Here is a 21,815-nt window from a genome sequence, read left to right on the forward strand (position 1 = left end):
ACCATGACCCAAACACCGGCAGCATCGCCGCTGCTGCACCTCGGGGTGCTGGCCGAGTCGCGGAAACCCGACGAACGCCGCCTCCCGATCCATCCCGCCCACTTTGAGCGCATCGACCCCGACCTGCGCGCGAACGTCATCCTGGAACGCGGGTACGGTCACCGCTTCGGCATCACGGACGACCAACTCGAACCCCTCGTCGGCGCCATGGCGGACCGAGACGAGCTCATCGCCGCGTCGGACGTCGTCCTGCTGCCCAAGCCCCAGGTGTCCGACCTCGAGGACCTGCGGGACGGACAAGTCCTGTGGGGCTGGCCGCACTGTGTGCAGGACCCCGCCCTCACCCAGGTCGCGATCGACAAGCGCCTGACCCTCATCGCGTGGGAGTCGATGAACCACTGGCGGTCGGACGGCGGGTTCAGCCTGCACGTGTTCCACAAGAACAACGAGCTCGCGGGCTACTGCTCGGTCATCCACGCCCTGCAGCTCTGTGGTTCCACCGGGGACTACGGCCGCCGCCTCACCGCGGTCGTGATCGGCTTCGGGGCCACCGCCCGCGGTGCCGTCACCGCGCTGAACGCCCACGGGATCCACGACGTCCGCGTCCTGACCAACCGCGACATCGCCGCCGTGGGGTCGCCGATCCCCTCCGTCGACATGCTGCAGATCAGCCAGGACGACCACGACCCCAGCGGCAACACGGTCAAGACCGAGGACGGTCCGGTGCCGCTGGCGCCGTACCTGGCCGAGAACGACATCGTCGTGAACTGCACACTCCAGGACCCGAACGCCCCGCTCACGTACCTGCGCACCGAGGACCTGGGCGTGTTCCGACCGGGCAGCCTCATCGTCGACGTCTCGATCGACGTGGGGATGGGGTTCGAGTGGGCGCAGGCGACGACCTTCGCCGAACCGATGACCACCGTCGGCGAGAGCACGAACTACTACGCCGTCGACCACAGCCCGTCGCTGCTCTGGAACTCGACGACGTGGGAGATCAGCGACGCGCTGATGCCGTTCCTCCGGCCGGTGATGGCGGGCGCGACTGCGTGGGCCGACTCGGACACGATCCGACGCGCCGTCGAGATCGAGGACGGCCACGTTCGCAACCCGGCGATCCTCGCGTTCCAGGGGCGCTCGGACGAGTACCCGCACGCGGTGGCCGGCTGACGCGGGCGCTGGGCGGGCGCTGGTCGGCGCCGACCCGACGCGGAACGACGAGGTCGACGTCGTGCGACAACGACCTCGTCGCACCGCGTCGCATCGTGATCGCGGTGTGGATCAGTCGCCGGGCGCCGACACCCAGACGTTGGGGGCGAGCTCCTGCAGCGGGTCCGCTCCGACACTGGTGTAGCCGTCGGACACCAAGACGGTTTGGTGCTCCTGCTCGTCGATCATGCTCGTGATGACCGATGCCGGCTGGAGAACCTGCCCGCCGCCGCACACCGCGTAGTTGTCGGCACTGTCGGGGTCACCGTTCCGTGCGATCAGGCACGCTCCGCCGTCGGCGACGGTGGCGATCCAGTACGTCGTGCCGTCGTGCTCCACGGCGAACCGCGCGCTGCCCGGGACCATGTCGGCGGCAGCCGTCGTCCGGTCCTCCTCGGGCAGCGCGTCCGCGGCGGTGACCGGCCGCCGCAGGATCGAGAAGTACTCGGCCGCGTCGGTCGTCGGGTTCGCACGCGGCGTCGTCGACGCTCCGGTCGGGTGCGCACTCGCCGATGCACGTGGTGCGGCATCACCGTCCGAGCAGCCGGTGAGGGCGACGGCCGACACGATCACCGCACCGATCACTCCAGCGAACAGTCGGACGAACCCGGGTCGACCGTTCACGAGGTCAGTTCCCCCACACGAAGAACGCGATGACGCCGCCGGCCAAGACCGCGCCGATCGGGACGAGGTACACCCAGTCGTGACGGATCGGACCTTGTCCGGGCTGGTGGTCGCGCTGGAACGGCGCGACCGGGTTCCCACTCGTTCCCGGCAAGGAGTCGACGGAGTGCTGTCGGACCGGCTCGTGTCGTCGGCTGTTCATCGGACCCCCCGTGATCGCGTGTGCGGTGGGCTCTGGCGGGCTCGAACCGCCGACCACTTCGGTGTAAACGAAGTGCTCTACCAACTGAGCTAAGAGCCCGCGACACGATCCTAGAGGTCGATCCCCCGTATCGTTGCGCTGGACAGCCCGGCCGCTGGCCAGTTCAGCGCTCGGCTTCATTTCGCCGATAGTAAGCCGTACACTTAACCCATGTCCGACGAGTCCGTCTACGCCGTGATCCTCGACCTCGTCGACTCACGCACGCTCGACGACCGCCCCGCCGCACAGCGCGATGTCGAGCAGGCGTTCCGCGAGACGACCGACGTCACCCCGGTGGACCCGGTGCACGCGACCGTCGGCGACGAGTTCCAGGTGATCTACGCCACGCTCACCGACGCGCTCGTCGCCAGCACCGCCGCGATGCTCGCGCTGCCACCGACGGTGCAGGTCCGGCTCGGGATGGGTCGCGGGACGGTGCGGACGGTGGGGTCCGGCACGAGCGGTCCGCTCCAGGACGGCCCGGCCTGGTGGTCCGCCCGCGACGCCATCAACGAGACGCACCGCCGTGAAGACGGCAGGACGTCCTTCCTCCGGTCGTGGTTCCACGCGTCCGACGATCGCCACGGCACCGAGGAGCGACTCGTGAACGCCTACTTCCTCAGCCGCGACCACGTCCTGGCCCGCCTGACGCCCCGGGCCAGACGTATCGCGCTCGGCCTCGTCCAGGGGCGGACCCAGGCACAGATCGCCGCAGCCGAGGGGGTCACCCCGTCAGCGGTGTCCCAGTCGGTGCAGAAGTCGGGCGTGGCCGCGATCGTCGAGGGCCTCCGGGTCCTCGTGGGACAGGAACGCTGATGCTCGCCGGGATCCTCCTCGCACTCATCGGTCTGGGCGACGTCGTCCGGGCCCGCACCGGTGCCGACGCGCACCGGCAGCGCACGCTGACCACCATCGCGGTCGTCGTGCTGTGGGCCGGGGTGTCCGCCGTGGCGTGGCTCGGTCTCGGTGTCCCCGTGTGGAGCGTCCTGGTCACGGTGGTGCTCGCGGCCGCGTGGATCGCCACGACCGCGCCGGTCCGAGCCGGTGCCGCGACCGCCGACGACGACCGTGACGCGCCGGCGACCCGGGGGCTGCTGCGGCGGTCCGGGTCCTGGCCCGCGGTCCTGCTCGCCGTCGCTGTCGCCGTGCTGCTGCTCTGGGGGCCGCTGCCCGACGGCACGGGCTTCGTGGTCGACTGGCACGACGGCTCGGGCCTGGCGTTCGTCGACGCCGTTCCGCTCGCCGCCGTCGTGGGCGGTGTCGGCTCGGCGCTGTTCCTCGTCGACTCCGCGAACGTGGTCGTCGCCCAGGCACTCCCGCCGGGACTGCAGCGCGGAGCCACCACGGGCGCCGAAGCCGATGTCCTCCGCCGCCGGTTCGGGCGACGCCGACGCTCCGACGCCGACGCCGAACAGTCCGGGGACGGCACGGTGCGCCTCAAGGGCGGACGCCTGATCGGCCCGATCGAACGGCTGCTGCTGGCCGGGTTCGCGGTGGCGGGGGCATTCCCGGTGGTCGCCGCACTGATCGCGGCCAAGGGCATCGTCCGGTTCCCCGAGATCCGGCGCGAGACGACCGGCTACCAGGCGGAGTACTTCCTGATCGGCAGCCTGGTGAGCTGGGCGATGGCCTTCGCCGCCGCCGGCATGTGCTGGCTCCTGGCGCACAGCTGACCCGGGCCTGTCCGCTCGCACCCTGTCGGCCGCGTCCCTCGAGATTTCGGAACCTCGGGGCAGCACCGACCGAAGGAGGACGGGCGGGCGGGCAGCAACGGCGCGTACCCTCTCCCTCGTGAACGGTGCCGGTGTCCTCGACGAATCCGGGCGGCTGCGGCTCCTCGGCTCCGGGGTGACGGGTGCCGCGTTCGCGGTCGTCCTCGTCATGCTCGTGCTGTCGTCGTGGACCGAGGCGACCACCGCCGTCCTGGTCTCCGTCGGCATCCCGTCCGCGGCGGCAGGTGCCGCGATCGCCGTGTACCTGCAGCTCCGGTCCTGGCGCGCCGAGGGCGGGTACGAGAACTCGGTCCTCGTCCGCGACTGGGTCGCCGAGGGCCAGATCCCGGTCGGAGTACCCGCCGAGCTGTGGATCCCACTCGTCCAGGCGCAGGCCGACCGCGAGGGAGCCGGCTGGGGCAAGGTCGTCCTCGGCACGCTGTGGATCGCGATGACGTGGTCGATGCGTGACCAGCACGACGCCCTCATCACGACGATGTTGATCCTGCTCTGGGCCGGCATGGTCCTGTGGGCAGCCGTGTGGGTCATCCCCCGCGCTCGAGCGGCCCGTGCGCTGCTCCGCCGCGGCGTCTCCACGATCGGCTGAGCGACCGCCGGAACCATCGGCTGAGCGACCGCCGGAACCATCGGCTGAGCGACCGCCGCAACCCACTGACTACGCTCGGCGGCATGCAGAGTCGCACCCTCGGTCGCACCGGCCGCGAAGTCTCCCCCATCGGTCTCGGGACGTGGCAGTTCGGCGGTGACTGGGGCCCGGTGAGCGAAGCGGACGCGAACGCCGTGATGGACGCCTCGGTGGAGTCCGGCGTCACGCTCTTCGACACCGCCGACGTCTACGGCGACGGTCGCAGCGAGCAACTCATCGGCTCGTGGCGCGCGTCGAACCCCGACGTGCCGGTGACGGTCACGACGAAGATGGGTCGGCGTGCCGAGCAGGTCCCGTCGAACTACGTCGCAGCGAACTTCCGCGAGTGGGTCGACCGCTCCCGCACGAACCTGCGGCAGGACACGCTCGACCTGGTGCAGCTGCACTGCCCGCCGTCCGAGGTCATCGGCGACGACGCCGTGTACGACGCCCTCGACGCGCTGGTCGCGGACGGCTCGGTCGCCGCCTACGGCGTCAGCGTCGAGACGGCCGACCAGGCACTCGCCGCGATCGCCCGGCCCGGCGTCGCGAGCGTCCAGATCATCCTCAACGCGTTCCGGCTCAAGCCGCTCGACCGCGTGCTGCCGGCAGCCCGGGAGGCAGGGGTCGGCATCCTCGCGCGCGTCCCGTTGGCGTCGGGGTTGCTGTCCGGCAAGTACACGACGGAGACGTCGTTCGCCGAGGGCGACCACCGCAACTACAACCGCCACGGCGAGGCCTTCGACCAGGGCGAGACGTTCAGCGGTGTGGACTACGACGACGGCGTGCGCGCGGCGCAGACCTTCGCCGCGTCGCTGCCGGACGCCGTCTCGGTGCCGCAGGCGGCGCTCGCCTGGGTCATCGCGCAGGACGGCGTGACCGCGGCGATCCCCGGTGCCCGCAACCCGGAGCAGGCTCGGTCGAACGCGGCGGCCGGCGACCTGCCGGAGATCGACGGCCTGGACGCCACGGTGCGCGACCTCTACGACACGTGGTTCCGCGCCACGGTCCACGACCGCTGGTGAGGACGCGCGTCGTCGCGGTCGCGGTGGCCGCACTGCTGCTGCTGACGGGCTGTGCCGCGCCGGGGGCGGGGACGTCGCGCGACGCCCCACCCTGGCCGCGGCCGACCGACCTGTCCGCCCGAGCCGACGCGGCGGGCCTGCGGAACGTGTGGGGCGAGCGGCTCGCCGAGCACGTCCACACCCACCTGACGATCCTCGACGGCGACAGCCCGGTGACGGTCCCGGCGAACGTCGGGCACTCGGACCGGGGGAAGTTCGCCGCCGCGATCCACACGCACGACACCTCGGGCATCGTGCACGTCGAGTCCCCCACCGAGCAGACGTTCACGCTCGGTCAGTTCTTCGACGAGTGGGGCGTCTCGCTCGGTCCGGAACACGTCGGCGGCCTGCGCGGTGAGCTCACGGTGTGGGTGGACGGGCGCCGGACGATCGGCAACCCACGCTCCATCGAGCTGACGAACCGGCGCGAGGTCGTCCTGATCGTCACGACGATCGGCGAGGTCCCGCGCCTGCCAGCCCCCTTCGACTGGCCGCCGCAGTACGGCTAGCGCGAACGGTGCAAGGTTCCGTACCCGGTGCGCCCCGCCGGGAGTCACACCGAAGACGGAACCTCGCACCACACCGAACCGCTCAGGCCTCCTTCGGCGCGACCCACGCCAGGTCGAGCCCCCACTGCTCGACGGAGCCGGCCGGCAACTGCCACACGTACTCGTTCTTGAGCTTCTTGCCGTCCTCGCGGAACGGCCCCGTCCGGTACGGGTAGAACGCCACCGTCGGCAGCGTGCCGGGCGGCGCAGTGCGGATCGCGTTCGAGAAGTCCTTGTTCAGCCGCCGCAGTTCGGCGATGACCGCGGGGCGCGCCGCGTCCGAGTCGAAGGACCCGGCGCCCGCAGCGAGCTGGAACGCGATGTGCAGCTGGCGGTCGCCCCGGTCGTCCTCGTAGCTGATCAGCCGGTGGTTCTCGACGGCCTCGAGCAGCTCCGGGTCGCCGTAGACCACGTCGCGCACGACGTCGGGCGCGACGACCGCGCCGTTGTAGTCGACGGACAGGTCGGACCTGCCGTAGTGGAAGAGCAGCGGCAGGTCGAGCTCGGCGGCGTCGGCGAGTTCGTCGAAGCCGTGTGCGCGGAGCGTCTGCCGCAGTGGACGCATCCGCACGACGTGCCCGCGGTCGTGGATGTTGTACCGGATCCGCGGGCTGATGTTCTCGGATCGGGTGATCGTGACGACGAGTTCGCCGAGTTCGTTCGTCTCGATGAGGTACCCGAACGGGTTGAACTGGAACACCATCGGCAGCACGCCGTACTCGGCCTGCTTCGTCAGCGCGGCGGACAGCTCGGGCGACGCCGCGATCGCCCGACGCAGCTGCACGCTGAACGGCGTCTCGATGCCGAGGTTGATCTCGAGGTCGCTCGCCCCGTACGACCCGAGCACGGCCTGCGCGTACTGCTCGATGTGGGCGCGCATGTTCTCGCTGATGCCCTCGCCACCGAACGCCGCGACGATCGTGTACTCGCTCCAGTCGAGCCGGTCGTCCTCGAACAGCGCCTTCAGGAACGGCGGGTAGCTGCAGATGATGTACGTGAAGTCGGTGCCGAACTCGCGCATCGTCTGCACGATCTTGTCGCGGTCCGGCCCGATCGACTTGATCATCGACGACTCGGTGAGCGACGCCGTCACGTTCATGCCCGTGGCCCACGCCCCGAGCGAGAACGCGTTGAGCACGAACGGTTGCTTCGGCAGGTCCTTCGCGGTGCGCGAGAACCCGAGCTGCAGCAGCTGCCGTGTGGCCTGCCGTTCGTCGGGACCCCGCACCCAGCTGGTCGGCGTGCCGCTCGACCCGCTCGACTCGTCGACGACGACCCCGCGCCGTGGCAGCCGTCCGTCCACGCAGCGCTCCGGGATGCTCCACCGCTTGACGTACGACTCCTTGTCCATCTCGGGCAGCCCCGAGATCGCTGCGGCGATCCCGCCACGCGTGTCGAGACGGAACGGACGGGAGGCCCGCCCCGCCTCCGCCAGGAAGGCCCCGTACGCAGGCACCCGCTTCGCAGCCCGCTCCACGGTCCGCCAGGCACGCCAGCGTCCGAGGGTCCAGCGGAGCGGCTCGATGCCCGGCGTGAGCAGGAGCTTGTGGGTGCCGACGCGCGGCATGAAGAGCGCCACGAAGGTCTCGACGACCCACACGACCGTGAAGACCGCGGCGCGCTTCACCGTGCACCCCCGAGCGTCATGGCGGCCGCTGGTCTGCGGTGTGCCAAGGGCGGTGGCGCGCTGTGCCCGAAGCGGAACAGCATCCACACCATCCGGCCGTCGGACTCGTCGACGCCGGCCTGTTCGACGAAGGCGGCGTGCGAGCGCGGGTTCGTGATCACGGTGCCGAACGGGTGCAGGGCGATCCCGCGCGCGGTGAAGTCGAGCCAGATCCGCATGAACACACGGCCGGCCTCGACGTACTCGGCCGGCGTCCGGAACGGCCCTTCGAGCCAGCCGAGCTGCCGGACCCCGCGCATCGTCGACAGGTACACGCGCTTGAAGACCCCGCCGACACCGGGGGCTTCCCACAGCCCGCGGTGCTCCATCGCGAACCGGAGCACCGGTCCGGGCATGAGCATCGTCTCGGCCGACAAACCGTCACCGGTGGTCGCGGCCTGCCGCTTCGAGAACCGCAGCCAGTGCAGGATCTCGTCGTGCACGGCGTCGTGCTGCAGGTCGTCGAACAGCGTCTCCTGGTTGACGCGCACGATCTCGTCGACGGTCGCCCGGTCGGACGTGGTGCGGAAGCGCTGCCCGGCTGCCGACGCGATGGCGGACGCGACCTCGATCGCTGAGTCGTCCACCAGGGTGGCGTCGTAGGGCCTGCGTGAGGTGCGCCGCGCGAGGAAGCGTGCCAGGGCCTCCCGGTCGTCCGCCGTGACCGCCCGCGGACGCAGGCGCACGCTGCCCAAGCGGTGCAGACGGTCGTCGGCCGCGGCGTCCAGCCGGCCGAAGTCCATCTCGGCGTGGTCGAGCCGCTCCTGCACGGAGAAGCCGTGCGCCCGGGCGACGACCTCGAGCCCGGCCAGGAACACCCCCGCGCAGACGTGCCCGAACGGGATGCCGAAGGACTCTGCCGGCAGCCCCCGTCGCAGGTCGTAGAACACGGTCGCGGTGCGGTCGTCCTCGACGCGCACGACGATCGGTTGCGAGTTGTGCGGCGACGGGTAGTGTCGCGCGTCCTCGATGATGCCGGTCCACGGTGATGCCATCGGTTCCCCCTCGGTGGTCTCTGGCACCGATCATACGAACCCCCTCCGACGCCCATGCCGCTGCCGGCATGCGCGGCCACCGCGACCTGCGTAGCCTGCTGCCATGGGCACGATCCGGACCGGCACCGACCTCGCTGCGGTCGAGGACGTCGTGGCGGGCATCTCCGCCCACGGTGAGCGGTACCTGGACCGGCTCTTCACCGTCCGGGAGCGCACCGACGCGGGCGACGACCCGGAGCGTCTGGCCGCACGGTTCGCGGGCAAGGAAGCGGTCGTGAAGCTCCTCCGCCCCGCTCCGGACCAGGCGATCCCGCTGCGCGACGTGGCGATCGTCCTCGACGACCACGGGGCCCCGACGGTGGAGCTGACCGGGGCCGCCGCCGCGCTGGCCGAGTCGGTCGGGTGCGGCCCGATCGCGGTGTCGCTCGCGCACGAGCGGGGGCTGGCCGTGGCGACGGCGGTCGCGCTGTCCGACCGCTGACGGGGCGCCGCCGGCGACGCCACCGCCGGCACCGCCGACTCGGAACGACGATCTCGATGTCGTACGACGTCGACTTCGTCGTTCCGAGTCGCCCCACCGCACCTCGCCCCGCCCCACCGCACCCCGCCCCACCGCACCCCGCCCCACCCCACCTCCGCGCCACCCTGTACCACCGCACAGGGGCGTCGGACGCCGTGCGGTTTCGCGCACCCGCACGGCGGTTTCCCGAGGCCCGGTCTTCCTTATCGTTGCCGTCATGGACCAGGAACCACAGCACTCCAGCACGACCGCACCGACGGCGACCACGACCGCGACGCTCGCCGACCCGGCGATCGAGCAGGCCGTCCGCCGGGCCCTCGCCGACCACGGGCGCCTGACCGTGGACGCGCAGGACGTCGCCTCGATCGCCGACCTGTACGCGCTCGGGCTGTCGTCGCACGCCACGGTGAACGTCATGCTCGCCGTCGAGTCCGAGCTCGACGTCGAGTTCCCCGACTCGGTCCTGAACCGGTCCACCTTCGCCACCGTCGAGTCGATCGTGGCCGCTGCGGAACTCGCCTCGTGACCCTGACCATGTCGGCGACCGCGGTCGTCGACCGGTTCGCCGAGCGTGCCGCCGCCGTCGCCGCGGTCGCCGCGCAGTTCGCGGACGAGGTCGACCGCGACGCCCGTCCGCCGCGCGAGGCCATCGCGGCGATGCGCGAGTACGGTCTGCTCGCCGCTGCCGTCCCCGCCGAGCACGGTGGCGAGGGCGCCTCGGTGTCCGAGCTCTCCGCGATCGCGACCGAGCTCGGGCGTGCCTGTGCCGCCACCGGGATGGTCTTCGCGATGCACCAGGGCCAGGTGATGGCGCTCTGGCGGCACGGCGGCGACGGTGCCGGCGTGCTCGAGACCATCGCAGCGGTCCGCGACGGCGCACTCGTCGCCTCGGCCACCACCGAGCGCGGTGTCGGTGGCGACGCCCGCCGTTCCACGTGCTCGATCGAGGCCACCGACGACGGCCGGATCCGCCTGCGCAAGGACGCGCCGGTGATCTCGTACGCCACCGAGGCCGACGCGGTGTTCGTCACCGCCCGCCGCGACCCGGACGCCCCGGCCTCCGACCAGCGGCTGCTCATCTGCCGGACCGACTCGATGCTGCTGTCGCAGACCTCCACCTGGGACACCATGGGGCTGCGCGGGACCTGCAGCAACGGCTGGATCCTCGACACCGAGACCACCGTCGACCGGGTGTTCCGCGACGACTACGCCGCGATCTCGGCGCAGACGGTCCTGCCGGTCTCGCACGTGCTCTGGGCCTCGGTGTGGCTCGGCATCGCCGCCTCGGCGAGCGAGCGCGCCCGGACGGCCGTCCGCAAGCAGGCCCGCGCCGCGATCGGGACGACCCCGCCCGGAGCGCTCCGGCTCGCCGAACTCCTGGTCGACCTGCAGGCCCTCGCCGACTCCGTCCGGCACGCCGCCGAGCGGTTCGACGCCGCCGCCGACGACCCCGAGGTGCTCGCCTCGAGCGCCTCCGCCCTCGCCGCGAACGCCCTGAAGATCGGAGCGTCCGAGCGCGTCACCGACATCGTCACGAAGGCGATGCGGATCGTCGGGATCGCGGGCTACGCGGCCTCCGGTCCGATGAGCATCGCCCGACACCTCCGAGACGCCCACGGTGCCGCCGTCATGGTGAGCAACGACCGTCTCCTCAAGAACGACGCCGACCTGGCCCTCATGACGGGAGTGATCCTGTGACCCTCACGGACCCCAGCACCAGCACGACCAGCACGACGAGCCCCACCGCTCCGGACCTCGACGCCGCCCGCGCCGCACTCCGTGCCCGTCTGCTCGCCGACCGTGTGCTCATCGACCTCGGCTCCCCCGGGCTGTACGGCCGCACCGGCGTGTTCGAGCGCGTCTACACGGCCGTGGACGCCGCAGCCGTGCGCAGCCAGCAGGACCTCGACGCCGAGGTGCTGCGGTTCCCGCCGGTCGAGCCGCTCGCCGCGTTCGAGCGCACCGACTACATCGCGTCGTTCCCGGACCTCGCCGCGTCGATCTCCGGCTTCACCGGCGACGACCGCACGCACCGGGCACTGCTCGCCGCCCGCGAGCGCGGTGAGCGCTGGGAGGGCTTCCTCGAGCCCGCCGACCTCATGCTCACCCCCGCGGTCTGCCACCCGGTGTACGGCCTGGTCGGCGACACGATCCCGCAGGAGGGCCGCTTCTTCGACATCGTCGGCGACTCCTTCCGCCGCGAGCCGTCACTCGACCCGATGCGCCTGCAGGCCTTCCACATGCACGAGTTCGTGCACATCGGCACGCCGGCGTCGGCCCAGCAGCACCGCGACGGCCGGATCCCGGTGATGCGCGAGCTGCTCGAGTCGTTCGGGCTCGAGATCGACGTCGTCCCCGCCAACGACCCGTTCTTCGGCCGCGTCGGGCAGATGCTCGCCCGCAACCAGGTCGAGCAGGCGCTCAAGTTCGAGTTCGTCACGCCCGTCTACGGCGACGACCACCCGACCACGGCGATCAGCTCGGCGAACCTGCACGAGGACCACTTCGGCACCTCGTTCGGCCTCCGCACCGCCGACGGCGAGGTCGCCCACAGCGCCTGCATCGCCTTCGGCCTGGAGCGCATCACCATCGCCCTGTTCGCCGCACACGGCACGGACGTCGACGCCTGGCCGGCGTCGGTCCGCGCGGCACTCGAGCTGTGACGACGCTGCACGGATGGTCCGGTTCGCCGGCCGTCCGCGCCGCCGTGCAGCTGCCGCCCGCGGCGCGGGCCGGCGTCGTCATCTGCCCGCCGCTGGGTCAGGAAGGCGTGATCGCGTACCGCACGCTCCGCCTGCTCGCAGACCGCCTGGAGGCCCGTGGCATCGCCTCGGTGCGCTACGACCCGTCCGGACGTGGTGACGGCGCACCCGACACCGACCCCGACGCGCAGGTCCGGTCCGCACGCCACGCGGCCGCCGTGCTCCGCACGTCGGGAGTGCAGCACGTGGCGTTCGTCGGACTCGCCTCCGCATCCCTCGTCGCCGCGGCCGCCGCGGAGGACACCGACGCCCTGCTCGTCTGGGACGCCCCGGCGTCCGGTCGGGGCTGGCTCCGTCGGCAACGTGCCCTCGCGACGATCACGATCGGCAGCGAGCGGATCGTCGACGGCGTCGAGAGCCTGATCGGCATCGAGGTCGAACCCGACGAGGCGACGGCGCTCTCCGCCCTCGCCTTCGCGCCGCGCACCGGTCCGACCGTGGCGCTGGTGCGGCCCGAGACCCGCGCGCCGAAGGCCCTCGGACCCGTCGAGACCGTCGAGGTGCCCGGCAGCGCCGAGTTGCTCGACGGCACCAGCATCCACGCCCGGATCCCCGGAGCCGCGGTCGACCGAGCCGTCGCCTGGCTCGACGCCTGGGCACCGACCGCTGCGGCGCCGGTGGTGTCGCCCGTGCTCGACGAGGTCCTGGACGTCGACGGCCGCGTGTCGGAGCGCATCGTCCACCTCGGCCCCGACGCGTTGTTCGCCGTCGAGACCGTGTCGTCAGCCCAGCACCACGACGCCCCGCTCGTCGTCCTGCACAACGGCGCCGCCGAACACCGGGTCGGTGCGACCGACTACCAGGTCGACCTCGCCCGCGCGCTCGCCCGTGACGGCGCCCGCGTCGTCCGGGTCGACCGCCGTGCCACCGGCGAGAGCACCAGCGTGCGCGAGGACGAACGCAGCTTCCTCTTCGCCCAGGAGTGGGTGGAGGACCAGTCCGCCGTCGTCGCCGACCTCGGTACCCCCTCGGACCGCCTGGTGCTCGTCGGCATGTGCGCCGGCGCGTGGCTCGCCGGTCGGTCGGCGGACGAAGCTCCGCGTCTGGTCGTCGAGATCAGCCCGAACGACTACCGCCGACAGCCGGCGGCACCGGGCAGCTACGAGGACGCCGTCCGCGCCGTCGACGCCCCCTCGGCACGTCGGCTGTGGGTCCGTCGGCTGTACAACGCCGTCGTGCCGAAGGGCCTGCGTGCGTGGATCGCCCGGCGGGACCGAGTCGGCGGCGTCGTCGAGCACGTCCGACCGCTCGTGGAGCACGGCACCGACGTCGTCGTGATCGCCGCCCCGGACGACGCCGCCCTGTTCGACCGGCTCGGCGGGCAGAAGGCCCTGCGCCGCTACGGCGGTGTCGGTCGGCGCGGTTCGGTGTCGATCGTGCGGGTCGAGGACGGCGACCACTCGCTGTTCTCCCCCGTGATGCGTCGCGCCGTGCGCACCGAGGTGCGTTCCCGCGTCGCAGCGACGTTCCCCGTCCCCGCCTGACCCGCGCGTCCCGACTCCGAACGACACCCTCGACGTCGTACGACATCGAGGGTGTCGTAGCCGCGCGATCGCAACTGTTGCGGCCACGCGGGGACGACATGGTCGACGTCGTACGACAACCGCTTTGTCGCGCGGGGCGCGCCCGGATCGAGCGCATCGGCGCCGGACGCGGTCAGGCGAGTGCGAGCTCCCGGGCCACGGCGTCCGGGTGCTCGACGTGCGCGAAGTGCCCGCAGTCGTCGAGCAGGACCGTGCGGACCTGCGGTACGAGCTCCCGCAGGGCGTCGAGGTCCGAGGCGCGCGCGAACACGTCGTCGCGCCCGGCGATCGCGGTGACCGGGCAGGTGATCCCCCGCCAGCGGGCGAGGTCGTAGCCCGCAGCGGTCCGCGCCGCGTCGGTGAACCGGGTCGGCCGGAGTTCCTCGACGAAGGCGTCGAGCACGCTGCGGTCGAGGCGTCGCACGTGCGTGAAGACGGGTGCGGCGAGCAGCGGCAGCAGCCCGACGCGGGACAGTGCCCGGAGCATCGGCCGCGCGGCCTCGCCGGTGATCGACAGGCCCGCACGCAGCAGGGTGAACGACGGCAGCGTCCGGAGCCCTCGGAGCGGGCGCCGTGCGGCGTCCGCGGTTGCGACGGTCGTGCCGGACACCAGGGCCACCGACCGCACGAGCCGGGGCGCGACGACCGCCAGGTGCATGCCGACGAAGGCCCCCATCGAGTGCCCGACGACGTCCACCGTCGTGATCCCGAGTGCATCGAGCACCGCCACCAGCGACAGGGTCACGTCGTCGAGGTCGAACGCGCCGCTCGGCGCCGGCGACGATCCCCATCCCGGCAGGTCGACGAGCACCAGGCCACGGTCACCGACGCCGTGCGCCGCGGTCAGCAGCGGGGTCCAGGTCGACCAGGAGCCCGCGACGCCGTGCAACAGCAGGAGCGGATCGGGACCCGGGCGGTGGTGCACCACGACGGCTCCAGCGGGCGTCAGGACCTCGGTACGCCGGAGGTGCCACGTGGCGGGCGTGGGCGACACCGGGGAGGGGGCGTAGGCCTCGGTGGTGACCACACGGTCACGTGCGTCCGTGTCGATGGCGTGCACCGGGCCTCCTGTCCGCTGTCGACGCGGATGCGTCGCAGGAGGGATTCGGAACGCTAGCCGACCGGGACGGGTGCGGTGCAGGCGGCGAGGCGGTCGAGCGCGGCCTTGTACTCGGCGACGTCGCGCTGCAGGCCGGGCTCGGTGATGATCGAGGCCTTGATCCGGCCCTGCACGTCGATGACGAAGGTCGCGCGGGTGGCGAAGCCCTTGTGCTCGAGGAAGACGCCGTACTCCTTCGAGACCGCGCCGTGCGGCCAGAAGTCGGCGAGGAGCTCGAAGTCGTAGCCGTTGAGCTCGGCGAAGGAGCGGAGCGTCGCCTTGGAGTCGACGGAGATGCCGATCAGCTCGACGCGCTGGTCCTGGAACATCGCGACGTTGTCCTGCAGGGCGCAGAGCTCGTTCGTGCAGTTCGACGAGAACGCGAGCGGGAAGAAGACGAGTGCGACCGGGCGGTTGCCGCGGAAGTCGCTGAGTCGGACGTGCTCACCGAACTGGTTCGGGAGCTCGAAGTCCGGCGCGAGAGAGCCGATCTCGAGAGCCATCGGGACGTGTGCTTCTTCCTCGGGTGTGGGGTGTACCCGTCGGGTCCGTGCGCACGCGGGTCGCGTGTGCACGATCGGCCATGCTACGCCGACCGCACCCGAATGCAAGCACCCGCCACGTGCACCGCACCATCAGCATCACCGTCGGTGCTGGGGCCTAGAGTGGACGGGGCCCCATCCGGTCGTGACCCGACCACCGGAGCCACCATGTCCACCACCACGAGAACGAACGAGGTCAAGGGTGACGGTGAACGACCAGGACCCGTACAGCACCGGGGCGAACGACCAGGACCCGCAGGAGACCGCCGAATGGCGTGAGTCCCTCGACGGATTGGTCCAGACCCACGGACACCAGCGCGGTCGCGAGATCATGCTGAGCCTGCTCAAGCGGTCCAAGGAACTGCACCTCGGTGTGCCGATGGTCCCGACGACGGACTACGTGAACACCATCGCGCCGGAGAACGAACCCGAGTTCCCCGGCGACGAGGAACTGGAGCGCCGGTACCGCCGGTGGATCCGCTGGAACGCGGCCATCACGGTGCACCGCGCGCAGCGTCCGGGCATCAGCGTCGGCGGCCACATCTCGACGTACGCGTCGAGCGCCGCGCTGTACGAGGTCGGCTACAACCACTTCTTCCGCGCGCAGGACCACGCGTCCGGCGGCGACCAGGTGTTCTTCCAGGGCCACGCCTCCCCCGGCATGTACGCCCGCGCCTACATGGAAGGACGTCTCGGCGAGGACCAGCTCGACGGGTTCCGGCAGGAGAAGTCCCACGCCGGCGGCGGCCTGTCGTCGTACCCGCACCCCCGGCTCATGCCGCACTTCTGGCAGTTCCCGACCGTGTCGATGGGCATCGGCCCGATCAACGCGATCTACCAGGCGCAGCAGGCCAAGTACCTCACCAACCGTGGCATCAAGGACGCCTCCGACCAGCAGGTCTGGGCGTTCCTCGGCGACGGCGAGATGGACGAGGTCGAGTCGCGCGGACAGCTCCAGGTCGCGGCGAACGACGGCCTCGACAACCTGAACTTCGTGATCAACTGCAACCTGCAGCGACTCGACGGTCCGGTGCGCGGCAACGGCAAGATCATCCAGGAGCTCGAGGCGTTCTTCCGCGGTGCGGGCTGGAACGTCATCAAGGTCGTCTGGGGGCGTGAGTGGGACGACCTGCTCGCCCGCGACACCGAGGGCGCGCTGCTCAACCTGATGAACCAGACGCCGGACGGCGACTACCAGACGTACAAGGCCGAGAACGGCGCGTACGTCCGCGAGAACTTCTTCGGGCGCGACCCGAAGGCGCTCGAGCTCATCGAGGGCTACAGCGACGACCAGGTCTGGAACCTCAAGCGCGGTGGCCACGACTACCGCAAGGTCTACGCCGCGTTCAAGGCCGCGACCGAGCACAAGGGCCAGCCGACGGTCATCCTGGCGAAGACGGTCAAGGGCTACGGCCTCGGCCCGAGCTTCGAGGGCCGCAACGCGACCCACCAGATGAAGAAGCTCACGCTCGACAACCTCAAGCAGTTCCGCGACGAGATGCGCATCCCGATCTCCGACGCGCAGCTGGAAGAGAACCCCTACACGCCGCCGTACTACCACCCGGGCAACGACGACGAGGCGATCCAGTACATGCACGAGCGTCGTCAGGCGCTCGGTGGCTACGTGCCGGAGCGTCGGACCAAGTACACCTCGATCACCCTCCCCGAGGACGCGAAGTACCAGGTCGTCAAGAAGGGCTCCGGCAAGCAGGAGATCGCCACCACCATGGCGTTCGCACGGCTGCTGAAGGACCTGCTCCGCTCCCCCGACTTCGGCAACCGCGTGGTGCCGATCATCCCGGACGAAGCCCGCACGTTCGGCATGGACGCGTACTTCCCGACGGCGAAGATCTACAACCCGAACGGCCAGCACTACACGTCGGTCGACCGCGAGCTGCTCCTGGCGTACAAGGAGAGCCCGCAGGGCCAGATCATCCACGTCGGCATCAACGAGGCCGGGGCCATGGCGGCGTTCACCGCGGTGGGCACCTCGTACTCGACGCAGGGCGAGCCGCTCATCCCGGTCTACGTCTTCTACTCGATGTTCGGGTTCCAGCGCACGGGTGACGCCATCTGGGCCGCCGGCGACCAGATGACCCGTGGCTTCATGATCGGTGCCACCGCCGGTCGCACGACGCTGACGGGCGAGGGACTGCAGCACGCCGACGGCCACTCGCTGCTCCTCGCGACGACGAACCCGGCCGTGGTGTCGTACGACCCCGCGTACGGGTACGAGATCGGGCACATCGTGCAGGCCGGCCTCGACCGGATGTACGGCACGAACGAGGACGGCTCGCCGAAGCACAGCGACCCGAACGTCATGTACTACCTGACGGTCTACAACGAGCCGATCGTCCAGCCGGCCGAGCCCGAGGGCATCGACGTCGACGGCATCGTCAAGGGCATGTACCTGCTCAAGCCGAGCGAGCACGACGGCCCGAAGGCCCAGCTGCTCGCGTCCGGTGTGGCCGTGCCGTGGATCCTCGAGGCGCAGCAGCTCCTCGCCGAGGACTGGGGCGTCTCCGCCGACGTCTGGAGCGTCACGAGCTGGGGTGAGCTGTACCGCGACGGTCTCGACGCGGAGCAGCACGCGTTCCTCAACCCGAACGAGTCGCCGCGCACGCCGTACGTCACCGAGCGCCTGCTCGCCACCGAGGGGCCGGTCGTCGCAGTCAGCGACTTCATGCACCAGGTGCAGGAGCAGATCCGCCCGTTCGTGCCGACCGACTACGCCACGCTCGGCGCCGACGGCTTCGGCTTCTCGGACACCCGTCCGGCCGCTCGCCGCTTCTTCCACATCGACGGCCCCTCGGTCGTCGTGCGGACGCTGCAGCAGCTCGCCCGCCAGGGCAAGGTCGACGGCGCACTCGTCCAGCAGGCGATCGACAAGTACCGCCTGCACGACGTGACCGCCGGCACCACGGGCAGCGCGGGCGGCGAGAGCTGATCAGCAGGTGACGCCCGTCCAGCCGGACACCGAGGGCCTGTCGAAGGCCCAGAGCCAGGAGAGCGCGCGCGAGCGGGCGCTCTCCTGGCTACGTCAGGTGTCCGGAGAACTCTCCACCGCCACGATCAAGCGGCTCGAGGACACCCTCCCCTGGTACAGCGAGATGCCGCCGGGGCGCCGCTCCGCCGTGGGCCTCGTCGCCCAGGCGGGCATCACCTCGTTCATCAGCTGGCTCGAGGGCACCGCGTCGACGCCGTGGATCGCCGCGGCCGACGTCTTCGGCTCGGCCCCGCGTGAGCTGCTGCGCTCGGTGAGCCTGCAGCAGACCCTGCAGCTCATCCGCGTGGTCGTCACGGTGGTCGAGGAACGCGCCGCCGACGACGAGATGCTCCAGGAAGCGATCCTGAAGTACTCGCGCGACATCGCCTTCGCGGCAGCGGACGTCTACGCCCGGGCGGCCGAGGCCCGCGGGCTGTGGGACGCCCGACTCGAGGCGCTCGTGGTCGACTCGATCCTGTCGGGCGAGTACGACGACGAGCTGCCGTCCCGCATCGCCGCCCTCGGGTGGCACGGGCACGGCGAGGTCGCGGTGCTCGTCGGCACGGCACCGAAGCAGCTCGAGGTCGACCAGGTCCGCCGCACCGCCCGCCACATGGACGCCGACGTGCTCGTCGGTGTGCAGGGCTCGCGGCTCGTCGTGGTGATCGGGCGCTCGACCCCGCGGGACGACGTGCCCGAGGGCGAGGACCCGGTCTCGTTCACGGCCATCGCGCAGGCGCTCGAGCCGCTGTTCGGCGAAGGCCACCTGGTGCTCGGCAACGAGGTCCCCGGGGTCGTCGACGCCTCGACCAGTGCGAAGGCGGCCCTCGCCGGGTTCGCCGTCGCGCGGGCATGGCGCGGGGTCCCCCGTCCGGCGCTGGCCGACGACCTGCTGCCCGAACGCGCCCTGGCCGGCGACCCGCTCGCCCGGTCCGCCCTGGTGCAGCGCATCTACGTGCCGCTCAAGGACCAGTCCACCGAGCTCCTGCAGACCCTGTGGTGCTACCTGGACACCGGTCGGTCGCTCGAGGCGACGGCGCGCGAGCTCTTCGTGCACCCGAACACCGTCCGCTACCGCCTGCGCCGCGTCGCGGACATCATCGGGTGGGACGCCACGCACGCTCGGGACGCCCTGATCGTGCAGTCGGCCCTGATCCTCGGCGCGATGTCCGAATCGGCCACGGGTCGTCGCCGCATCACCCCACGCCGGTAGGGAACCGACAATGTCACGCGGGGTTTCGTGTGGGAAGCCCACACGGGCCCCGCGGTGCATGAGCGACAGGATTGTCCGGTGATCGTCGTCGTCGCGCCCGGACAGGGCTCCCAGACCCCCGGCTTCCTCGCCCCCTGGCTCGAGGACGCCGCCGTTCGTGAACGTGTCGGGCAGTGGTCCGAGTCGATCGGGGTGGACCTCGCCGCACACGGCACCACGTCGGACGCCGACACCATCAAGGACACCGCACTCGCGCAGCCCCTCATCGTCGCCGCCGGTCTCGTCACCGCCGACGCGCTGCTGGCCGACGGCCGCCGTGCGCTGGTCGGCGGGGTCGCCGGGCACTCGGTCGGCGAGTTCACCGCCGCCGCGGTCGCCGGGGTCCTCGAGCCGACCGACGCCGTGTCGCTCGTCGCCGAGCGCGGCCGGGCCATGGCGGACGCTGCTGCCCTCGAAGCGACCTCGATGGCCGCCGTGCTCGGTGGCGACGCCGACGCGGTCGCCGCAGCACTGCAGTCCCACGGGCTCGTCCCCGCGAACCACAACGGCGGCGGCCAGACCGTCGTCGCCGGCACGGCTGCCGCCATCGCCGCGCTCGTCGCCGACCCGCCCGCCAAGGCCCGCGTGGTCCCGCTCGCGGTCGCCGGTGCGTTCCACACCCACTTCATGGCCCCCGCGGTCGAGCGCGTGGCCCCGGTCGCCGCCGCCGCCACGGTGCACGACCCGAGCCTGCCGATCTGGACCAACGCCGACGGTTCACGGGTCGACGACGGTCGCCGGTTCGTCGACCTGATGGTCCAGCAGATCGCGAGCCCCGTGCACTGGGACGCCGTGATGGAGTCGTTCGCCGCCGCCGGGGTCACCGGCATCATCGAGCTCGCGCCGGCCGGCGCCCTGGTCGGGCTCGCCAAGCGCGGCCTGCGCGGCACGCCGTCCGTCGCCATCAAGACCCCCGAGGACCTGCCCGCAGCGATCGACCTGCTGCAGCGCGCAGACCAGGAAGCAGACGCCACCGCATGACCGAACGTCCCGCACTCTCCCAGCGCCGCGGCCACGAGTTCACCCGCATCCTGGCCTTCGGCGCCGCCCGCGGCGAGAACGTCGTGCCGAACGACGACCTGGTCGGCCCGATCGACTCGTCAGACGAGTGGATCCGCCAGCGCACCGGGATCATCACGCGCAAGCGTGCCGGCAAGGACGTCGAGGCCGTCGACCTCGCCGAGGCCGCCGCGCGCGAGGCGATCGAGAAGGCCGGCCTGTCCCCCGACCAGATCGGTGTCGTGCTGGTCAGCACCGTGACGCACACCGTCGCGACCCCGTCGATGGCGTCGCTGCTCGCCGAGCGGATCGGCGCGACGCCCGCCGCCGCGTACGACATCAGCGCCGCGTGCGCCGGGTACGCCTACGGCATCGCCCAGGCCGACTCGTTCATCAAGTCCGGCCTCGCCGACCACGTCCTGGTCGTCGGTGCCGAGAAGCTCAGCGACGTCGTCGACCCGACCGACCGCTCGATCTCGTTCCTGCTCGGTGACGGTGCCGGCGCAGCCGTCGTCGGCCCGAGCGACTTCCCCGGCATCGCCCCGACCATCTGGGGCTCGGACGGCTCGAAGTGGGACGCCATCGGCATGACGGCGACCTACAACGAGTGGGAGGCCGGCGCGCCCCGCCCGACCATGCGCCAGGCGGGTCAGACGGTCTTCCGCTGGGCCGTGTGGGAGATGGTGAAGGTCGCCCGCGAAGCCCTCGAGACCGCCGGTGTCCGACCGGATGACCTGGCGGCGTTCGTGCCGCACCAGGCGAACATCCGCATCATCGACGAGTTCGCCAAGCAGCTCGGCCTGCCCGAGTCGGTCACGATCGCCCGTGACATCACCACCACCGGCAACACCTCCGCCGCGAGCATCCCGCTCGCCACCCACCGCCTGCTCGAGGAACACCCCGAGCTGTCCGGCGGGCTCGCCCTGCAGATCGGCTTCGGTGCCGGGCTCGTCTTCGGCGCCCAGGTCGTCGTGCTCCCCTGACTCGCCCACCCGGCGAACCCGAACCCACCCGGCCGCGCATCCCGCGCGACCAGCGACCACCCCGACGAGTCTCCGGGCGCGAGCACGCTGCGTGCCCTAGGCTGGTCCACGGTCAAACGACACCCCCCTCAAGGAGAAACTCATGGCCCTGTCCAACGAAGAAGTCCTCGCCGGCCTGGCCGAGCTGATCAACGACGAGACCGGTATCGCCACCGACACCGTCGCCGCCGACAAGTCCTTCACGGACGACCTCGACATCGACTCCATCTCGATGATGACCATCGTGGTCAACGCCGAGGAGAAGTTCGACGTGAAGATCCCGGACGAAGAGGTCAAGAACCTCAAGACCGTGGGCAACGCGGTCGACTACATCGTCAAGGCCCAGGCCTGACACGAGCTTCCTGAGCGCCGCGGCCAGCGGTCACCGTCGGCCGCGGCGCTCAT

General features: G+C 71.4%; 22 protein-coding genes and 1 tRNA gene. 16 read left to right on the forward strand and 7 right to left on the reverse strand.

Going from position 1 to position 21,815, the window contains the following annotated elements; translation table 11 throughout:
- Positions 1-3: 3 nt before the first annotated feature.
- Entirely contained in the window at positions 4-1,170 is a 1,167-nt protein-coding gene (locus tag EDF40_RS14310; protein ID WP_123340438.1) for a N(5)-(carboxyethyl)ornithine synthase, read from the forward strand.
- Positions 1,171-1,281: 111 nt separating this feature from the next.
- Here the strand turns inward: EDF40_RS14310 and EDF40_RS14315 are convergent, their stop codons facing one another.
- From EDF40_RS14315 to EDF40_RS14325, 3 genes are all read right to left on the reverse strand, one after another.
- Positions 1,282-1,833 (reverse strand): hypothetical protein, encoded by a 552-nt coding sequence (locus EDF40_RS14315; protein ID WP_123340437.1) that lies wholly within the window; start codon positions 1,831-1,833, stop codon positions 1,282-1,284.
- Between the two features lie 4 nt (positions 1,834-1,837).
- A complete protein-coding gene (locus EDF40_RS14320) occupies positions 1,838-2,035 on the reverse strand; it encodes a hypothetical protein (protein ID WP_148053870.1) in 198 nt (65 codons plus the stop codon).
- A gap of 26 nt (positions 2,036-2,061) precedes the next feature.
- Positions 2,062-2,134, reverse strand: a tRNA-Val gene (locus tag EDF40_RS14325).
- A 111-nt stretch (positions 2,135-2,245) separates the two neighbouring features.
- Between EDF40_RS14325 and EDF40_RS14330 the strand changes: the two genes are divergently transcribed.
- The 5 genes from EDF40_RS14330 to EDF40_RS14350 all read left to right on the forward strand — a co-directional run bounded on the left by EDF40_RS14330 (position 2,246) and on the right by EDF40_RS14350 (position 6,005).
- Positions 2,246-2,890, forward strand: a complete 645-nt coding sequence (locus EDF40_RS14330) for a SatD family protein (protein WP_123340435.1) — start codon at positions 2,246-2,248, stop codon at positions 2,888-2,890.
- Entirely contained in the window at positions 2,890-3,747 is an 858-nt protein-coding gene (locus EDF40_RS14335; protein ID WP_123340434.1) for a hypothetical protein, read from the forward strand. The genes EDF40_RS14330 and EDF40_RS14335 overlap by 1 nt, the downstream gene beginning before the upstream one ends.
- 118 nt (positions 3,748-3,865) lie before the next feature.
- Positions 3,866-4,393, forward strand: coding sequence for a hypothetical protein (locus tag EDF40_RS14340; protein ID WP_123340433.1), 528 nt, complete (start codon positions 3,866-3,868; stop codon positions 4,391-4,393).
- A gap of 83 nt (positions 4,394-4,476) precedes the next feature.
- A complete protein-coding gene (locus tag EDF40_RS14345) occupies positions 4,477-5,457 on the forward strand; it encodes an aldo/keto reductase (RefSeq protein WP_123340432.1) in 981 nt (326 codons plus the stop codon).
- Complete coding sequence (locus EDF40_RS14350; protein ID WP_123340431.1) at positions 5,454-6,005, forward strand: hypothetical protein; 552 nt, start codon at positions 5,454-5,456, stop codon at positions 6,003-6,005. Before EDF40_RS14345 ends, EDF40_RS14350 begins: the two co-directional genes overlap by 4 nt.
- Positions 6,006-6,087: 82 nt before the next feature.
- On the opposite strand, the gene EDF40_RS14355 is transcribed toward EDF40_RS14350, so the two are convergent.
- Together EDF40_RS14355 and EDF40_RS14360 are read right to left on the reverse strand one after the other, a co-directional pair.
- On the reverse strand, positions 6,088-7,671 hold the full coding sequence (locus EDF40_RS14355) for a phenylacetate--CoA ligase family protein (RefSeq protein ID WP_260213432.1): 1,584 nt from the start codon (positions 7,669-7,671) through the stop codon (positions 6,088-6,090).
- Positions 7,668-8,705, reverse strand: a complete 1,038-nt coding sequence (locus EDF40_RS14360) for a hypothetical protein (protein WP_123340430.1) — start codon at positions 8,703-8,705, stop codon at positions 7,668-7,670. The genes EDF40_RS14355 and EDF40_RS14360 overlap by 4 nt, the downstream gene beginning before the upstream one ends.
- A 103-nt stretch (positions 8,706-8,808) precedes the next feature.
- Here EDF40_RS14360 and EDF40_RS14365 point away from each other — a divergent pair, with 103 nt between their 5' ends.
- The 5 genes from EDF40_RS14365 to EDF40_RS14385 all read left to right on the forward strand — a co-directional run bounded on the left by EDF40_RS14365 (position 8,809) and on the right by EDF40_RS14385 (position 13,471).
- Complete coding sequence (locus EDF40_RS14365; RefSeq protein WP_123340429.1) at positions 8,809-9,186, forward strand: holo-ACP synthase; 378 nt, start codon at positions 8,809-8,811, stop codon at positions 9,184-9,186.
- Between the two features lie 256 nt (positions 9,187-9,442).
- The gene (locus tag EDF40_RS14370) at positions 9,443-9,751 is read left to right on the forward strand and encodes an acyl carrier protein (protein ID WP_123340428.1); all 309 of its coding nucleotides are present in this window, start codon (positions 9,443-9,445) and stop codon (positions 9,749-9,751) included.
- Positions 9,748-10,923 (forward strand): acyl-CoA dehydrogenase family protein, encoded by a 1,176-nt coding sequence (locus EDF40_RS14375; RefSeq protein WP_221180488.1) that lies wholly within the window; start codon positions 9,748-9,750, stop codon positions 10,921-10,923. The genes EDF40_RS14370 and EDF40_RS14375 overlap by 4 nt, the downstream gene beginning before the upstream one ends.
- On the forward strand, positions 10,920-11,888 hold the full coding sequence (locus EDF40_RS14380) for an amino acid--[acyl-carrier-protein] ligase (RefSeq protein ID WP_123340427.1): 969 nt from the start codon (positions 10,920-10,922) through the stop codon (positions 11,886-11,888). The genes EDF40_RS14375 and EDF40_RS14380 overlap by 4 nt, the downstream gene beginning before the upstream one ends.
- Complete coding sequence (locus EDF40_RS14385; RefSeq protein WP_123340426.1) at positions 11,885-13,471, forward strand: alpha/beta fold hydrolase; 1,587 nt, start codon at positions 11,885-11,887, stop codon at positions 13,469-13,471. Before EDF40_RS14380 ends, EDF40_RS14385 begins: the two co-directional genes overlap by 4 nt.
- A 172-nt stretch (positions 13,472-13,643) precedes the next feature.
- Here the strand turns inward: EDF40_RS14385 and EDF40_RS14390 are convergent, their stop codons facing one another.
- Positions 13,644-14,570: an alpha/beta fold hydrolase gene (locus EDF40_RS14390; RefSeq protein WP_185003096.1), complete on the reverse strand. Its 927-nt coding sequence runs from the start codon at positions 14,568-14,570 to the stop codon at positions 13,644-13,646.
- Positions 14,571-14,623: 53 nt separating this feature from the next.
- Entirely contained in the window at positions 14,624-15,112 is a 489-nt protein-coding gene (locus EDF40_RS14395; protein WP_111085695.1) for a peroxiredoxin, read from the reverse strand.
- A 241-nt stretch (positions 15,113-15,353) separates the two neighbouring features.
- Between EDF40_RS14395 and aceE the strand changes: the two genes are divergently transcribed.
- The 5 genes from aceE (at position 15,354) to EDF40_RS14420 (ending at position 21,762) form a co-directional block, all read left to right on the forward strand.
- On the forward strand, positions 15,354-18,098 hold the full coding sequence (gene aceE / locus EDF40_RS14400; RefSeq protein WP_123292581.1) for a pyruvate dehydrogenase (acetyl-transferring), homodimeric type: 2,745 nt from the start codon (positions 15,354-15,356) through the stop codon (positions 18,096-18,098).
- Positions 18,099-18,135: 37 nt separating this feature from the next.
- Complete coding sequence (locus EDF40_RS14405) at positions 18,136-19,350, forward strand: CdaR family transcriptional regulator (protein WP_111085717.1); 1,215 nt, start codon at positions 18,136-18,138, stop codon at positions 19,348-19,350.
- 78 nt (positions 19,351-19,428) lie between these two features.
- On the forward strand, positions 19,429-20,370 hold the full coding sequence (locus EDF40_RS14410; RefSeq protein ID WP_123340424.1) for an ACP S-malonyltransferase: 942 nt from the start codon (positions 19,429-19,431) through the stop codon (positions 20,368-20,370).
- The gene (locus EDF40_RS14415) at positions 20,367-21,371 is read left to right on the forward strand and encodes a beta-ketoacyl-ACP synthase III (RefSeq protein ID WP_123340423.1); all 1,005 of its coding nucleotides are present in this window, start codon (positions 20,367-20,369) and stop codon (positions 21,369-21,371) included. The genes EDF40_RS14410 and EDF40_RS14415 overlap by 4 nt, the downstream gene beginning before the upstream one ends.
- Before the next feature lie 142 nt (positions 21,372-21,513).
- The gene (locus EDF40_RS14420) at positions 21,514-21,762 is read left to right on the forward strand and encodes an acyl carrier protein (RefSeq protein WP_017886710.1); all 249 of its coding nucleotides are present in this window, start codon (positions 21,514-21,516) and stop codon (positions 21,760-21,762) included.
- Positions 21,763-21,815 lie beyond the last annotated feature (53 nt).

It is taken from the genome of Curtobacterium sp. PhB170 (genome assembly GCF_003752345.1).
Taxonomy (GTDB): Bacteria; Actinomycetota; Actinomycetes; order Actinomycetales; family Microbacteriaceae; genus Curtobacterium.

Bases quoted from the DNA above. Each gene is read 5' to 3' on its own strand.
- EDF40_RS14420 (WP_017886710.1), top strand. From the start codon at position 21,514: ATGGCCCTGTCCAACGAAGAAGTCCTCGCCGGCCTGGCCGAGCTGATC.
- EDF40_RS14415 (WP_123340423.1), top strand. From the start codon at position 20,367: ATGACCGAACGTCCCGCACTCTCCCAGCGCCGCGGCCACGAGTTCACC.
- EDF40_RS14395 (WP_111085695.1), bottom strand. From the start codon at position 15,112: ATGGCTCTCGAGATCGGCTCTCTCGCGCCGGACTTCGAGCTCCCGAAC.
- EDF40_RS14345 (WP_123340432.1), top strand. From the start codon at position 4,477: ATGCAGAGTCGCACCCTCGGTCGCACCGGCCGCGAAGTCTCCCCCATC.
- EDF40_RS14360 (WP_123340430.1), bottom strand. From the start codon at position 8,705: ATGGCATCACCGTGGACCGGCATCATCGAGGACGCGCGACACTACCCG.
- EDF40_RS14370 (WP_123340428.1), top strand. From the start codon at position 9,443: ATGGACCAGGAACCACAGCACTCCAGCACGACCGCACCGACGGCGACC.
- EDF40_RS14320 (WP_148053870.1), bottom strand. From the start codon at position 2,035: ATGAACAGCCGACGACACGAGCCGGTCCGACAGCACTCCGTCGACTCC.
- EDF40_RS14310 (WP_123340438.1), top strand. From the start codon at position 4: ATGACCCAAACACCGGCAGCATCGCCGCTGCTGCACCTCGGGGTGCTG.
- EDF40_RS14335 (WP_123340434.1), top strand. From the start codon at position 2,890: ATGCTCGCCGGGATCCTCCTCGCACTCATCGGTCTGGGCGACGTCGTC.
- EDF40_RS14330 (WP_123340435.1), top strand. From the start codon at position 2,246: ATGTCCGACGAGTCCGTCTACGCCGTGATCCTCGACCTCGTCGACTCA.
- EDF40_RS14365 (WP_123340429.1), top strand. From the start codon at position 8,809: ATGGGCACGATCCGGACCGGCACCGACCTCGCTGCGGTCGAGGACGTC.